This window comes from Bariatricus sp. SGI.161, from assembly GCF_050313695.1.
Taxonomy (GTDB): Bacteria; Bacillota; Clostridia; order Lachnospirales; family Lachnospiraceae; genus JAFBIX01.
The window spans coordinates 11,738-25,545 of sequence record NZ_JBNPLX010000014.1 but is presented as its reverse complement, the minus strand read 5'-3'; the positions used below and the strand labels follow the sequence as shown (position 1 = coordinate 25,545).

Sequence of the window (13,808 nt, the reverse complement as noted above, 5' to 3'; positions counted from 1 at the left end):
CACCTCATAGTCCCTCACTTTTCCTCAATATGATTTTTTAGGGTAGACCCCTCGCAATGTCTGTATCATCTATCAAAAACCCTTGATATTACGGCATTTTTCAGCACCCATCTAAACTTCTTGCAGCCCAATTTCATGTTCAAAATGTACTTATCACTATTCCAAGACCTCTACCCGAAACGAAAAAATCCATGTTTTTCGCCTCATCCATTTCATGTCAAAATGTTCTCATCCACCCCATATCCAGCGAGAAAGTCCTCTCCATTTCATTTGAAAATGTACTTATCACTACTCGCAGACCTGTACCCTAAAGCCTCATTTTTCGGCAATAACGGATGATTTTAACGGTCATCATAACCTACGAAAAATCAACTGAAAATTTAGAGTAGAGATTTACGCACCTCTCTTCATTCCCATTTTCAGCACTCAACTTTGCATTCATCAATTCATCTTCATCAATCAACATGACAAAATCATCAGACTTTCTAAGATCACACTGCCCCTTTTCCAGCCACTACAATCTTCACTGTCTGCCAGAGTATTTTGATATCCATACTCAATGTCCATTCTTCGATATATTTTGCATCCAGGGCAACGACTTCTTCAAAGTCCACAATATCGCTTCGGCCACTTACCTGCCACATTCCGGTAATCCCGGGTTTCATTGCGAGGCGCTTCCGGTGTCGTATTCCATACTGCTTATATTCATCCACCGTTGGAGGTCTGGTACCTACAAGGCTCATCTCTCCTTTTAAGACATTCCAGAATTGCGGCAATTCGTCGATACTGCTCTTTCTTAGGAAGCGTCCGATTGGAATAATTCTTGGATCATTATCCATTTTGAACATTAAGCCCTGCATCTTATTCTGGGACATCAGTTCTTTCTTTTTATCTTCTGCATCTGGGTACATGGTGCGAAACTTATAGATTTTAAAGGTTCTTCCATTTCGTCCCACTCGTTCTTGTGAGAAGAAGACAGGTCCGGGAGATTGATGCTTAATAATTGGTCCAAAGATAAGGAATGCAATCCCCGTTATAACAAGTCCTACCAACGCCCCACAGATATCCATAAGTCTTTTCATCATTGTCTGCCACGGGCTGGCGAATTTCATACTGGAAGACAATACTACATATTTCGCAAAGGAATGTACTTTTTTATTCTCCATACTGGATGTAAACTGTGCCAGATTCACATGTACGACGAATCCCATACTTACCAGAAGATTCGCAAGTTTTTCAGCACTTTCTTCATAACCTTTCAGATCTATGAACACTTCATCAATCACATGTTCGCGTACATACTGCACAATCTGATTTTTTCCTGCGACGATTGGTATTTTGTAGATTGTCTGCCCTGTCTTGTCCGCGTTATCGTATAAAACAACTGCTTCAATGCGATAATCACGGTATGGCTGAAGTAATCCTTCCACGACATCTTTTGCTCTTTCGTCGGTGGTTACTACCATAATCTTGCGAGAATCTTTGTTTTCACGGATTCGGATACGAAGGATTCTTTTCCAGATTAATCTGGCTGCTGTCATAATGCATACACTGATCGGATACATAGATAGAATTACGATTCGGGAATATTCACGGGACTGCTTGATTGCGAACATCCACACAATAAGGCCTACAACTATCCACATGCAATGAATCATAACCTTTTTCAATTCTACAAGATAGCCTCTCCGTATGATTGACTCGTAGCTATTACTGAAGAATACAACACAGATATTCATGATGATAATCATCACCGTCAGAGTCCTGTAGATTTCCGGAAGGAAGATTCCACCCTCAATATTATTTCGAACCGCATATGCAATTAAAAAACTAATCTCCAAAGACAGGATATCGATCAGCATAAAATCAAGATGTTTTATCCAGCCTTTTACGATCTCCTTGTACATTCATACACCCTCTTATGTATCACTCTTTCTCTATAACTTCTTCTCTTATATTCCTTTATTTTCCTTCAAGCACCTGCTGCATCTTCTCAGACAATGCCGCATCCACGGCCTCGTCTGGCCACATGACATACAATAGCTGTGAGCCTGATGAGAAGCATGCCTGATTATCGCCTGTACCGGTTGCCGCCTGAGATTCTATGATCCAGTCCGCGCCGTCTGATAACTGCATGTTAATGAACTTCGCCATCTCATCCAGCGTCATATTGGTTTCCACACTGTCACCGACTGTATCTATGATCTGGCTTGCGTTCATCAGTATCGCCGGAGACATTGCTTTCTTCAGGATAGCAGTTAAGACTGCCTCCTGATTCTTCCCTCTCTGATTATCTCCATCTTCGAAGCTGTAACGTTCTCTCGAGAATCCAAGAGCTGTCTCTCCATCCATATGATTGATGCCCTGTTGAATCTGGTATTTTCCATGTGTGGTTGTAAATGCATACTCTGAGTTCACATCTACACCACCAAGAGCATCTACAATCTTGATCAGAGAAGTGAAGTTCACCCTTGCATAATAGCTGATATCAATTCCGTATATATTTTCCAGGGTTGCCATGGACGCATCTACCCCATATATTCCGGCATGTGTCAGCTTATCTCTGGATTCACCAGATATATTCGGAATTGTGACATAATAATCCCTTGGTGTCGTTGTCAGAAGAATCTGTTTCGTATTCGGATTCACTGTCATGATAATGTTGACATCGCTTCGACTATTGGTTGTAATCGGACCGGACACATCAATTCCACTGATATACACATTGAATGGCTCTTCTATATTGGTCTCTTCCTGTTCAATCTCTGTATCAATTCCATACTGATATAAGATTCTTACCTGCTCCGAATAATCTTCAATGGATTCTTCAATAATCCCGGTAAATGCTTCATTATAGATAGCTGCTTCCACCTTACCAGCAAGCAGTGCTTCTGCTTCTTCGACCACCGTGTCATACTCTTGCAGATTAATTTCCCTTCCTACCGAAGACTCGATGTCTTTGATCATCAACTGATTATTCTCCTGATCCACGGATGTCTGAGAACCGAAGCGATAATTTTTGGCATCTTTCAGACTCTGTGCTGCATTGTCTTTCTTAACTACCACGACCATATTGTCTGTCTTATAGGTAGCTCCACCAACCGTTTTCATCATGGATGTTGTCTTCATAAGATAGACCGTGCCAATTCCCAGAATCATAATCAAAAGAATACTGATCAATATTCCGATTCCATGTGCTACTTTTGGTTTCAGATATTGCAGGTCGAATGTAATTACGAACAGGACCAAAAGAAGAACAATCAATACGGCAAGATAGATTCCGGGAATCATGCCGCTGTTCCACAGAACCGCGGCAAATATAACGGATACCAACAGCTGAAGTACTGCAATCAGCTTTCCTGCTATATGATTGTTCTTACTCTTATGCTGTTTTTTCTTATGCTGTTCCATCTTTAGTCATCTCCTCTATTCCACAGTTAATGTTATGATTTGTGGATCTGATGTATTCCCATCGCTGTCACTCACATAATATCGAATCTCATACGTCCCTGGTGCCTGTGTGTTATACTCTCCTTCTGCATGAATATGTTGATATAATATATCTGCACCATCTTTATCATCTACAACGCCCCACACAACACTGATTGGGTCAAAGGTATCTCCTGCCCTGATCTTCACGCTCTCTGTCACCAATGCCATAGTCGGCCGGCCTCCATCTGGCTGAATGTCCGGACTGCCTTTTGCCTGCGGGACGCCATAACCATCCTGAGTAACTTCTGCGGAGGTCTCCCCTGTTGCATCTTCCATAGTTTCTTCCGTTAATGCGGGCTCTTCTGTCATATCCTGTGAGCCGTCTTCATTCTTATAATACCGAATTGTCCTTCTTGCACTTCCGACGTTATTACTTGTATCAAGCACTCCGTAATAGACAATCGCATGACCATCGTCTATAGGTAATATCTTGTCAATAAATATCTGTTCCGTAATATCTCCATCTTTATTGTCTGTTGCTGTTACACCTTCCAGAAGTATAGATTCATCTTCCCCCTCAGTGTAAGTTATATCCATATCTTCCACCTGAATCACCGGTGCTTCTCCGTCATGCTTTGTTCCTAACATATAACAGATGATCACCAAAATGATGCAGCCTGCAGCAAGTGCAAATACCAGTCCTTTTTGTTTCATTCCTTTTTTCCTCTATTATTTACCGTAATCTCCATAGTAATTTCCATAGTAATTACCGTAGTATTTATTCTGCTTCATATCTACTTTATTTAAGACGACTCCCAGAATTGGGCAACCTGTCTTTTCCAGCTGATCTTTCACACTCTTAGCGAATTTACGACTGATCATGTTTGCTGAGATCACCAGAACAGATGCATCACAACAACGCGCAATGACAGCACTGTCGATGACACTTCCAAGTGGCGGTGCATCGATAATGACATAATCATATGCTTTGCGCGCCCCCTCAATCAGCGCTTCCAGACGCCTCGTTCCCAACAGTTCTGCCGGATTCGGGGGAACAATTCCTGCAAAGATAACAAATAAACCTTCCTGCTGTGTCTTCACAATGACATCTGATACTTCTACACGGCCAGAAAGGAAATGGCTCAATCCCTTTATCTCTCCATGTACATGATGGCGTCCGACTAACACAGACTTTCGAAGATCCCCATCTATAAAAAGGACCTTTTTACCACCTTCCGCGAAGGACATTGCAAGAGATAACGACACTGTACTTTTTCCTTCATTCGGAGTACAGCTGGTGAACATGATCACCTTTTTGTCTGACCCGGAAAACTCTATATTCGTACGAAGCGATTTATACGCTTCATTGCTTCGATAATCCTGTTCTATATTTCTTAGAATCACTTCCTGCATCTTTTTTCTCTCCTATCTCTTTCCATTCTTCACAGACTTCTTCTGCGCTGGTATTTTTACTTTCTTAGGCTTCTGCACTTTTCCCTTGATTGGGATAGAAGTCAGGACATTCAGGCCCAGATACTGTTCCACATCATCTGGATTCTTAATGGTATCATCCCTTAGGAATATGAATATCAGAATCGCCAATGCAAGGAACACTCCCAATGCTCCGCCGAGCACCATGTTCTTTTTTAAACTTGGTGAGGAAGGTTCTTTCGGCAGATTTCCATCTTCAATGGTATCAACAGATTCTGCATGCATGATTTCCTTAATCTCACTGCTTACCGTCTCACGCAGAGTATCCGCAATTTCTTTAGCTTCTTTTGGATTATCACTTTCCACACTAATACTCAGGATTCGGGTATCTGTCGGTGTCTCAACCGTAATATTCTCCGCCAGATCTTCCGGCTCTATATCCAGATTCAGGACAGCAATGACCTGTTCCAGCACCGGACGACTCTTAACTAATTCTGCATAATCCTTCGTCAACTGTGAGCCCGTCTGCAGATCACTGTAAGTCACCCCTGATGAACTGTCCTGGCGAGACAGTACATACATCTTCGTCACAGAAGTATACATTGGTGTCATTAATAATTTCGTACCTACAAACGCTAATAAAGCCGCCAGTATTCCTGACAGCAGTATAATATGAAGCTTTGACTTCAATACCATAAACAATTCAACCAGATCAATTTCAATTTCATCATCAGATATATTCTGATTCACCATATTATTTTGATTCATCTTACTTTACTTTCTTCAGCATCTCTTTTGCATTGCTGAAAAATATCCTCCTCATATATTCCTCGCCGTAATTTTTGCTGACATAACTCGCAGCTTTCCTCATGTGTGGAGCACGATGCTTGGTATCATGTGCATCTGTACCTACGCAGAACACCAGATCCCTATCCATCAGACTTCGAACGAATTTTTTACTTTTACGGCTGCTTTCACCAGTAATACTGCCGGAATTGATCTGTAGATAGATTCCCATGTCATGCAACTGCTCTGCCAGTTCAATATCTTCTGCAATACATACATATCGCTCTACATGGGCAAGAATGACTCGATATCCACTAAACTGAACTTGCTGAACCCCCTGCCTGATATAGTCATATGTATCTGATGGTGAGAACTCCAGCAGGACATAGTTCCTTTTATTCATTGTTAATATCTGTTTTTCTTTGATTGCATTTACAACATCTTGTCCAAAATAAACCTCCGTACCCAGATAGATACGAAACTTCTCATCAATCGCATGTGCTGCATCCCGCAGCAAGACAGCCTGCTTCCGGAGATTCTCCGCGCTCTCCTTCCCTCTATAAGGATGATGATGCGGTGTGGCAATAATACATCGGATTCCTTCACTGTAGGCAATCTTCAGCATAGTCGTCATCTCTTTGATATCTTTTGCCCCATCATCTACTCCGGGTAATATATGGCAGTGCATATCAATATATCCTTCCATATCTTCTACACCTCCATATTTGCATTTTCTATTTTTATGAATGCAACCATATGGTAGCATAAATGAATAAAAAAAGCAATTCTTTGGTAGCATAATATTTTGAGGTGGTACTATGCATTTTCAGCGATTGGAAGATCTGAGGATCGATTCCGACAAAACCCAGGCGGATATAGCTGAGTATTTGAGCTGTCAACGTGAAGTATACCGAAGATATGAAAAAGGAACCCGTCAGATTCCGATCGATTTTTTGATTAAGTTATCCACCCTCTATAATGTAAGCATTGATTATCTAGTTGGTCTTACGGATGTAAAAAAGCCATACCCGAGAAATAAGCAACCCCAATAATCTACTTATCTCTTCGGTATGGCTTTTCTTTACATTAATAAATTTGCTATTCATATAGCAAATATTTCTGACAAATCTGATTTTTTGCTTCACGGATTTCATCTGCCCTCATTAAAAAATCCGTAATTATAAACTTAATCAATTTCGTACAATTTTCATATCTTCTTTCAGCCCTTTTGCAATGACTGAAGGTATTCCATTCAATACCCTCAGTCACCGCCAGGCTGACAGAAGAGAATACCTCTCCATTATTCTATATCTAATATAAGCTTCATCGCCCATGGCGGCACATCTACATCCTCATAATCTTCTTTCAGGAACACGAATGCTGTCTCATAAGGCGGCATCTTGGAAGGATAGATACCTTTCCCATCGGTAAAATAAAGCAGTCCTTTCAATCGTTCAAATGCATGTTGGCCCATCAGCTGTTCCACATAGGCAAATGCCGGACGAAAATCCGTTCCTCCTTCTCCTCTAAGCTCCAGATGCTCCATATATTCCTTTAATTCTTCTTCACAAGTCACCTTCTGATCCATCTGTATCTGGTCATCACACTGAATAATGTGAATATTTACTTTTCGAAAAAAGCTGTCATTTTCACTTAGTACACTGTATGTCTCTTCCAGAAATCTCTTCACCAATTCTCCAGAACAAGACATAGAAGTATCAACTACAATCGCGAATTCCTCTACCTTCTGAACCTCTTTCCACTCCTGCGGTTCAATCAACGGCATATTCCCGTACAGTGACAGACCATAACTATAGAAGACATAATCAAAGGAATCCTGATCGACTGCCATCTCCTCCTTCAATACTGAAAACTTCCGCAGAAACTGCCGATAATCCATCCGTTCCCGGTTCTCTACTCGTACCTGTTCTACCAGATTCCCCGCCTCTGCAGATGCTTCCTTGGAAAAGATCTCCATATCAGTCTCCATCTGCTCACTGATATCCTCCCACCTTTGTTCAATCTGCTCCTGCTTCTTCTGATCATCGTCGGAAGGCCAATAACTATGGTCATCCATACGGAATTCTGCTTCCATACGCACCATCTCATCTTCAGACAGTCCCCACCTTATCAGTACACCATATACCTTCTCTGCAGTAAGAACTTTCATCTCCTTGTGAAGCTTCCGATAAGTCTCTCTTCGAAGCCAGGAACGACTCTTCAATACACAACGATGCTGCATACCATCAATCATGGATTCTGTCACGATATCACAGGCAAGATGATACAGCCGCTCTTCCCGCCCTCTTCTTCTGACCATATGCCGGAAGATTCCGTGAAGAACCAGATGAAGATATATCCGATTCACCTGTATCCGGTCTTCCCGATACAGTCCGCCCAGATACTGAGGGTGATAATACAGATAGAGTCCATCCGTTCCCATACCTTCTGAGCCCTCATCCATGACATACACCAGACTGCTCAAGGCCACATCCATGAATCGCATCTTCAGATACAGCTCATTTCTGGCGACCTTCAGAATCTTCTGGCTGACCATATTCAATTTATCACCTGTCGTTAATTCTCTCTCCATAGATACTAAGCTTTCTCTATAATTCAAATGTCTTTTTCTTCTTTGGAAAGCATCGGTGCTTTTCATTCATAAGAAAACTCAACACTTCCGTCTTCTTCTCCTCTGTCGCCTTCTTCACTGCATGCTCCAGTGCTTCCGGCGTCCAATAATTCCCCAGAGACAGAAAATGAAGTCCTTCTATATCTTCTGCTGTAATCAGAACATCTGCTGCCACCTCTACATGTTCTCTAAGATAAACCTCATAAGCATCCTGCGCTGCTTTTGACAACTGATAAGGGTATCTTACCCGGTTCAGCACTAATTCCGCTGCTACATCCGGCTGCTCCTCCGCTACCGTATGGTACAACAGTTCATCATATTTCTTATAATCCAGCTTCCGATCATAGAAGCACTGACGATAATATCCTCCGGCGCCATGATGATGGGTCACCAGAATTCTTGCCGGCGTATTCTCCACAGCCTCTTCATAATGCTCTGGAAATAGTACTTGCGCCATTCCATTTTCATAATACAGCTTTGTGCGGATTGCATATCGCATCTCGTCTACAATTGATTTCAGACAGCATCGTTCTCCGTAAAAGAAATGAATCTCTACTTCTTCCAGATGGCATCCCGTCAGTGCGCCGCCTCCCAAGTCCAGCAGACTATCTGACAATATAAGCCTTTTCAGATTCCTGCAGCGATAGAATGCATATCTTCCAATCTCTCTTACCTGCGCCGGAAGCCAGATCTCAGTCACAGAAGTTCCACAGATTCTATTCCGCTTTCCCACAAGACTTGCATCTTCATGTTCCCAGACAGATACCCCTTCTTCCTCTTCACGATTTTCAGCGAACGCATAAGGGGCAATTCCAACAATTGGTACGCCATGAATCTCATCCGGCAGGATGATCTGTCCTTCGATACCATAACAACTTGTAATCACAATACCTTGATTCGTATCTTTATAATGAATCTCTGGGCAGATCTGCCCACTTCTCTTCTCCCACATATTCTCTGATTAATAATACCCTTTCCACATGTTCACATACATATGCAGATTCGTCTCTATATATAGGCAGATTGTCTGTCTCAGGCTCTGTTCCTGTGGATTCTCTGCCGCAGCCATTACATACCGCACGCCACTTCTCCTGGCATAGTGATCTGCCTTTCGAAGATGCCACCCGTTCGTCACTACCACACAATCCCGAAAGCCACAAAGCCTCATCAACTTTGCAGCATACATCAGATTATGATATGTACTGACCGCCTGTTTCTCTTCCAGAATATAATCTTCCGGTACTCCCAGTTCCATCGCATACTGCTTCATTGCCTCAGCTTCCACATATGCATTATGTACAGCGGCTCCAGACATAATCAGATAACGGACTTTCTTTTCCTTCCACAGTTCCACTGCTTTCTCTACCCTGCTCCTCAACAGATCAGAAGGAGTTCCATCCTCTTCTACCTGACATCCACAGACAACTGCACAATCATACTTATCCTGCTCCCAACACTTCTTCGGAGCACGAAACATCATACAAAATAAGCATCCATTCGTTGCTAATACTCCCGCTGCCAGCCATCCAATTCTATTCTTTAATCTCTTCATATTCTCTTCCTTCTTTCGTACTCCATGTATTTTACACTCTTTCCACTTTCTTTTCAAGGAAATAGGCACATATGATTCCATTCATGATTGTTTTCCGACTCTCATATATATATGATAACAATATTCTATGGAGTGTCTATGCTGTCAATCCACCAATTCATCCGATATATCGGTATTCTTCTACTCTTCATATGTTGCTTTTTTGCCGGTCGGTTTGTCGCCTCCAGACAGATCTCCTCTGACTCTGCCGCCTCTCCTGCTTCTTCCACATCCATCCTGCCAACAACAGAGAACTGGGGACTAAGCTTCCAGGAAGAGGGGCAGCCACCAATCGCAAATGCAACTTTTGATGAATTAGAAAAATACAACGCATATTATGCCAAGGACACCGATGAAAAAATCATCTATCTGACCTTTGACTGTGGTTATGAGAATGGCAATACTGCCGCTATCTTAGATGCCCTAAAGAAACATAACACACCTGCTGCCTTCTTCGTAGTTGGGAACTTCCTCTCTGACAACCCAGATCTAATCAGACGAATGGTCGAAGAAGGGCACATTGTAGGGAACCACACCTTCCACCATCCCGACATGTCCCAGATCTCAACCAAAGAAGCCTTTGCACAGGAATTAAAAGATGTAGAAGACTTGTATCAGGAGATCACCGGTAAAACCATGAACAAGTTCTATCGACCCCCGCAAGGTAAATACAGTACTGAGAATCTCCAGATGGCCAAAGATCTGGGATATCGCACTTTTTTCTGGAGTCTTGCCTACGTAGACTGGTACGAAGATAAACAGCCAACCAAAGAGGAAGCCTTCGATAAGCTTCTCACCCGGATCCATCCGGGTGCCATTGTTCTTCTTCACAGTACTTCCAGCACCAATGCTCAGATTCTTGATGAACTCTTAAGCAAATGGGAAGAGATGGGATACACATTCGAATCTCTAGATGAGATATAGACATACCTCGGAGTATTCTTCCATACTCCGAGGATATAAAAAGGCTTGAAATCACAATGATAAACACGTATGATAACATTAATAGGAGGTCTATGATCATGACAACCCAAGAATTGGAATTTGCAATTTTCTGTATTGAATCGGTAGCTCAAGAACAAAAAACCGACGCCAAAGTAATATATCAGGCACTCACTCAAAAAAGTAATCTTCTCTATGACTATGTCATACCTTGCTATGACAGCCTCCATACGCAGAGTAAAGAATATATCGTAGATGATCTGATTCACATTATGCAAGAAAGAGGTGTCTTATGATTCTATACCATGGCTCCTATCAGATAATTGAACATCCTGATACCGAACATTCCAGAAAGCGTCTGGACTTCGGACAAGGATTCTATCTGACTCCTCTAGAATCTCAGGCTGTACGATGGGTACAAAAGTACAAACGCCAGGATCTTCCTGGAATTATTAACCAATATCAGCTCAATGAAGATAAGTTGCATGAATATCGCATCAAGACCTTTTTGCATTATGATTCTGAATGGCTCCGCTTCGTTGTACAGAACCGACAAGGACATATCTCATCTTCTGAATATGATCTGATTCGCGGCGGCATTGCCAATGATAAAGTATTCAATACTATTGAATTATATCTGGAACACTTAATATCTGAAGAAGAAACACTAGGACGATTGCAATACCATAAACCGTCTTATCAGATATGTATTACCAGCCAGGAACTGCTCGATCAACATCTGATTTTTCAATCCTGTTACGAGGTATAATATATGGAAGCAAATAAAACTCTCCTTCATATGAAATACGCCAAAATCGTCATTGCACTTGCTGAAAAGCTGCAATGTTCAACTGAACATGCCCTGGATCTCTTCTATTGTTCTACTACACGCCAATTAATAGAAGAAGGTGTCAGTGACTTGCATTGCAGAAGTGATTACTATCTTGCAGATGAAATCATCTTAGAATACCACTATAAAAAAGAATATCAAAAAGGGCAGCTCGACAGGCTGACTGCCTATCAAGATGCCCTTACAAAGCTTCTCAATTCATAATTGAATCTTATTCAACGGTAACGGATTTGGCCAGATTTCTCGGCTTATCTACATCACATCCACGTCCTACTGCAATATAATATGCAAAGAGCTGTAGAGGAATAATTGCCAGAGAATTGGTAAAATACTTGTTCGTCTCTGGAATATAGATCACGTAATCTGCTGCTCGCTCTACATCTGTATTACCTTCTATTGTCACTGCCATAACAAATGCACCACGAGTTCTGACCTCTTCCATATTACTAATAATCTTTTTATACAGATCCTTCTGAGTAAGAACTGCAGCCACCAGTGTACCCTCTTCCACCAGGGATATGGTGCCATGCTTCAGTTCACCTGCTGCATAAGCCTCTGAATGAATGTAAGAGATCTCTTTTAACTTCAAAGAACCTTCCATGGAAATCGCATGATCAATTCCTCGTCCAATAAAGAAGACATCTCTTGCTGCCAGATAGCGATTCGCGAATTTCTGAATATTCTCCTTATTATTCAGCAGCATCTCAACCTGTGCCGGAAGCGCTTTCAGATCAGCCAGCAGCTCTGCCAACTCTTTGTCATCAATCTGCCCTCTTACATGTGCAAACTTCATAGCAAGAAGATACATCGCGATTAACTGCGCAGAATAAGCCTTAGTCGTTGCAACCGCAATCTCCGGTCCAGCCCACGTATACATAACATTATCTGCTTCTCTTGCAATTGAACTTCCCACAACATTCACAACGCCAAGTACCCTCGCGCCTCTCTTCTTAGACTCTCGAAGTGCGGCCAACGTATCTGCCGTCTCACCAGACTGACTGATGACAACCACCATGGTATTCTCATCCAGAATGGGATTCCTGTAACGAAACTCAGACGCAAGATCTACTTCTACCGGTATCCTCGTCAGATCTTCAAAGATATATTTACTACTATATCCCACATGAGAAGCAGATCCGCAAGCAACAATCATAATCTTCTGAATCTTCTGAATCTCTTCATCTGTCATTCCTAATTCTTCAATCACAATATTACCATCCTTGATTCTTGGGGAGAACGTGTCTGTGATTGCCTTCGGCTGTTCATACATCTCCTTCAGCATGAAGTATTCATAACCGCCCTTCTCAGCCGCATTCACATCCCACTCAATTCTGGTAACCTTCTTTTCAATCGGCTCTTCATCCACATTAAAGAATTCCATAGAATCTGCTTTCATGCGGACAATCTCTTCATTCTCAATAAAGACCACATCTCTGGTATAACGAAGAACTGCCGGTACATCAGACGCAAGAATGCTTCCTCCCTCTGTATGCCCCACGATCAATGGACTGTCCTTACGCACAGCATATAATTCATCCGGATGATCCTGGAAGATGATTCCCAATGCATAAGAGCCTTCCATACGATGCATGATCTTCGTCACAGCCTCTAATGGATTACCATGATAATAATAATCCAGCAGATGTGCAATAATCTCCGTATCCGTCTCTGACACGAACTCATATCCATGCTTCTCTAACTTCTTCTTCAGCTTCAGATAATTCTCAATGATTCCATTATGTACCACTACGATACTCTTATCCTTATTGAAATGTGGATGTGCATTCACATCTGACGGTGAACCGTGAGTTGCCCATCTCGTATGACCGATTCCCACTGTCCCCGGAAGTGTTGCCCCATCATGTGTCAGTTCATTCAGTACCTTCAGTCTTCCCTTAGACTTGACCATATCAATCTTCTCGCCATTGTATACTGCAATACCGGCAGAATCATATCCTCGGTATTCCAGTTTGGATAATCCGTCCAAGAGAATTGGTGCTGCCTGTTGATTTCCGATGTATCCTACAATTCCACACATATTTTTTACTCCTTACTTTGTTCTTGTATTTGTACAAAACAATATTTTTTTTGCATTATCAATGTGTATTGTATCAAATTCTCACTCAAATGTAAAGAACGAAGGG

General features: G+C 42.0%; 15 protein-coding genes. 5 read left to right on the top strand and 10 right to left on the bottom strand.

Going from position 1 to position 13,808, the window contains the following annotated elements; all coding sequences use genetic code 11:
- Positions 1–491 precede the first annotated feature (491 nt).
- The 6 genes from ACQRBH_RS09670 to ACQRBH_RS09645 are packed head-to-tail and all read right to left on the bottom strand — an operon-like array spanning position 492 to position 6,355.
- Positions 492–1,907 (bottom strand): sugar transferase, encoded by a 1,416-nt coding sequence (locus tag ACQRBH_RS09670; protein WP_427761494.1) that lies wholly within the window; start codon positions 1,905–1,907, stop codon positions 492–494.
- A 55-nt stretch (positions 1,908–1,962) separates the two neighbouring features.
- Positions 1,963–3,411, bottom strand: a complete 1,449-nt coding sequence (locus tag ACQRBH_RS09665; protein ID WP_427743192.1) for an LCP family protein — start codon at positions 3,409–3,411, stop codon at positions 1,963–1,965.
- Between the two features lie 15 nt (positions 3,412–3,426).
- Complete coding sequence (locus tag ACQRBH_RS09660) at positions 3,427–4,146, bottom strand: immunoglobulin-like domain-containing protein (protein ID WP_427743191.1); 720 nt, start codon at positions 4,144–4,146, stop codon at positions 3,427–3,429.
- A gap of 15 nt (positions 4,147–4,161) precedes the next feature.
- On the bottom strand, positions 4,162–4,845 hold the full coding sequence (locus ACQRBH_RS09655) for a polysaccharide biosynthesis tyrosine autokinase (protein ID WP_427743190.1): 684 nt from the start codon (positions 4,843–4,845) through the stop codon (positions 4,162–4,164).
- A 12-nt stretch (positions 4,846–4,857) separates the two neighbouring features.
- Positions 4,858–5,631: a YveK family protein gene (locus ACQRBH_RS09650; protein WP_427761493.1), complete on the bottom strand. Its 774-nt coding sequence runs from the start codon at positions 5,629–5,631 to the stop codon at positions 4,858–4,860.
- Position 5,632: 1 nt separating this feature from the next.
- The gene (locus ACQRBH_RS09645) at positions 5,633–6,355 is read right to left on the bottom strand and encodes a CpsB/CapC family capsule biosynthesis tyrosine phosphatase (protein WP_427743187.1); all 723 of its coding nucleotides are present in this window, start codon (positions 6,353–6,355) and stop codon (positions 5,633–5,635) included.
- 112 nt (positions 6,356–6,467) lie between these two features.
- Here ACQRBH_RS09645 and ACQRBH_RS09640 point away from each other — a divergent pair, with 112 nt between their 5' ends.
- On the top strand, positions 6,468–6,701 hold the full coding sequence (locus tag ACQRBH_RS09640) for a helix-turn-helix transcriptional regulator (protein WP_347376537.1): 234 nt from the start codon (positions 6,468–6,470) through the stop codon (positions 6,699–6,701).
- A gap of 248 nt (positions 6,702–6,949) precedes the next feature.
- Here ACQRBH_RS09640 and ACQRBH_RS09635 read toward each other — a convergent pair whose 3' ends face one another.
- From ACQRBH_RS09635 to ACQRBH_RS09625, 3 genes are read right to left on the bottom strand one after another with little or no spacing between them, the layout of a single operon-like run.
- Complete coding sequence (locus ACQRBH_RS09635) at positions 6,950–8,242, bottom strand: vWA domain-containing protein (protein ID WP_427761523.1); 1,293 nt, start codon at positions 8,240–8,242, stop codon at positions 6,950–6,952.
- A 16-nt stretch (positions 8,243–8,258) separates the two neighbouring features.
- Positions 8,259–9,233 carry a leucine-rich repeat protein gene (locus tag ACQRBH_RS09630; protein WP_427761492.1) on the bottom strand — a complete coding sequence of 325 codons (975 nt, stop codon included), beginning with the start codon at positions 9,231–9,233 and terminating at the stop codon, positions 8,259–8,261.
- A gap of 9 nt (positions 9,234–9,242) precedes the next feature.
- Entirely contained in the window at positions 9,243–9,833 is a 591-nt protein-coding gene (locus tag ACQRBH_RS09625) for a YdcF family protein (protein ID WP_427743185.1), read from the bottom strand.
- Positions 9,834–9,971: 138 nt separating this feature from the next.
- On the opposite strand from ACQRBH_RS09625, the gene pdaA reads away from it, so the two are divergent.
- The 4 genes from pdaA to ACQRBH_RS09605 all read left to right on the top strand — a co-directional run bounded on the left by pdaA (position 9,972) and on the right by ACQRBH_RS09605 (position 11,868).
- Positions 9,972–10,796 (top strand): delta-lactam-biosynthetic de-N-acetylase, encoded by an 825-nt coding sequence (gene pdaA, locus ACQRBH_RS09620; RefSeq protein ID WP_427743184.1) that lies wholly within the window; start codon positions 9,972–9,974, stop codon positions 10,794–10,796.
- 98 nt (positions 10,797–10,894) lie between these two features.
- Entirely contained in the window at positions 10,895–11,110 is a 216-nt protein-coding gene (locus ACQRBH_RS09615) for a DUF3791 domain-containing protein (RefSeq protein WP_235232135.1), read from the top strand.
- On the top strand, positions 11,107–11,583 hold the full coding sequence (locus tag ACQRBH_RS09610; protein ID WP_427743182.1) for a DUF3990 domain-containing protein: 477 nt from the start codon (positions 11,107–11,109) through the stop codon (positions 11,581–11,583). Before ACQRBH_RS09615 ends, ACQRBH_RS09610 begins: the two co-directional genes overlap by 4 nt.
- A gap of 3 nt (positions 11,584–11,586) precedes the next feature.
- A complete protein-coding gene (locus ACQRBH_RS09605) occupies positions 11,587–11,868 on the top strand; it encodes a DUF3791 domain-containing protein (RefSeq protein ID WP_235232133.1) in 282 nt (93 codons plus the stop codon).
- A 7-nt stretch (positions 11,869–11,875) separates the two neighbouring features.
- Here ACQRBH_RS09605 and glmS read toward each other — a convergent pair whose 3' ends face one another.
- Positions 11,876–13,702: a glutamine--fructose-6-phosphate transaminase (isomerizing) gene (gene glmS, locus ACQRBH_RS09600; RefSeq protein WP_427761491.1), complete on the bottom strand. Its 1,827-nt coding sequence runs from the start codon at positions 13,700–13,702 to the stop codon at positions 11,876–11,878.
- Positions 13,703–13,808: the final 106 nt, after the last annotated feature.

Coding starts and splice junctions, on each gene's coding strand:
- ACQRBH_RS09660 (WP_427743191.1), bottom strand. CDS start 4,146: ATGAAACAAAAAGGACTGGTATTTGCACTTGCTGCAGGCTGCATCATT.
- ACQRBH_RS09655 (WP_427743190.1), bottom strand. CDS start 4,845: ATGCAGGAAGTGATTCTAAGAAATATAGAACAGGATTATCGAAGCAAT.
- ACQRBH_RS09665 (WP_427743192.1), bottom strand. CDS start 3,411: ATGGAACAGCATAAGAAAAAACAGCATAAGAGTAAGAACAATCATATA.
- ACQRBH_RS09640 (WP_347376537.1), top strand. CDS start 6,468: ATGCATTTTCAGCGATTGGAAGATCTGAGGATCGATTCCGACAAAACC.
- pdaA (WP_427743184.1), top strand. CDS start 9,972: ATGCTGTCAATCCACCAATTCATCCGATATATCGGTATTCTTCTACTC.
- ACQRBH_RS09650 (WP_427761493.1), bottom strand. CDS start 5,631: ATGAATCAAAATAATATGGTGAATCAGAATATATCTGATGATGAAATT.
- ACQRBH_RS09630 (WP_427761492.1), bottom strand. CDS start 9,233: ATGTGGGAGAAGAGAAGTGGGCAGATCTGCCCAGAGATTCATTATAAA.
- ACQRBH_RS09625 (WP_427743185.1), bottom strand. CDS start 9,833: ATGAAGAGATTAAAGAATAGAATTGGATGGCTGGCAGCGGGAGTATTA.
- ACQRBH_RS09615 (WP_235232135.1), top strand. CDS start 10,895: ATGACAACCCAAGAATTGGAATTTGCAATTTTCTGTATTGAATCGGTA.
- ACQRBH_RS09635 (WP_427761523.1), bottom strand. CDS start 8,242: ATGGAGAGAGAATTAACGACAGGTGATAAATTGAATATGGTCAGCCAG.
- ACQRBH_RS09610 (WP_427743182.1), top strand. CDS start 11,107: ATGATTCTATACCATGGCTCCTATCAGATAATTGAACATCCTGATACC.
- ACQRBH_RS09670 (WP_427761494.1), bottom strand. CDS start 1,907: ATGTACAAGGAGATCGTAAAAGGCTGGATAAAACATCTTGATTTTATG.
- ACQRBH_RS09645 (WP_427743187.1), bottom strand. CDS start 6,355: ATGGAAGGATATATTGATATGCACTGCCATATATTACCCGGAGTAGAT.
- glmS (WP_427761491.1), bottom strand. CDS start 13,702: ATGTGTGGAATTGTAGGATACATCGGAAATCAACAGGCAGCACCAATT.
- ACQRBH_RS09605 (WP_235232133.1), top strand. CDS start 11,587: ATGGAAGCAAATAAAACTCTCCTTCATATGAAATACGCCAAAATCGTC.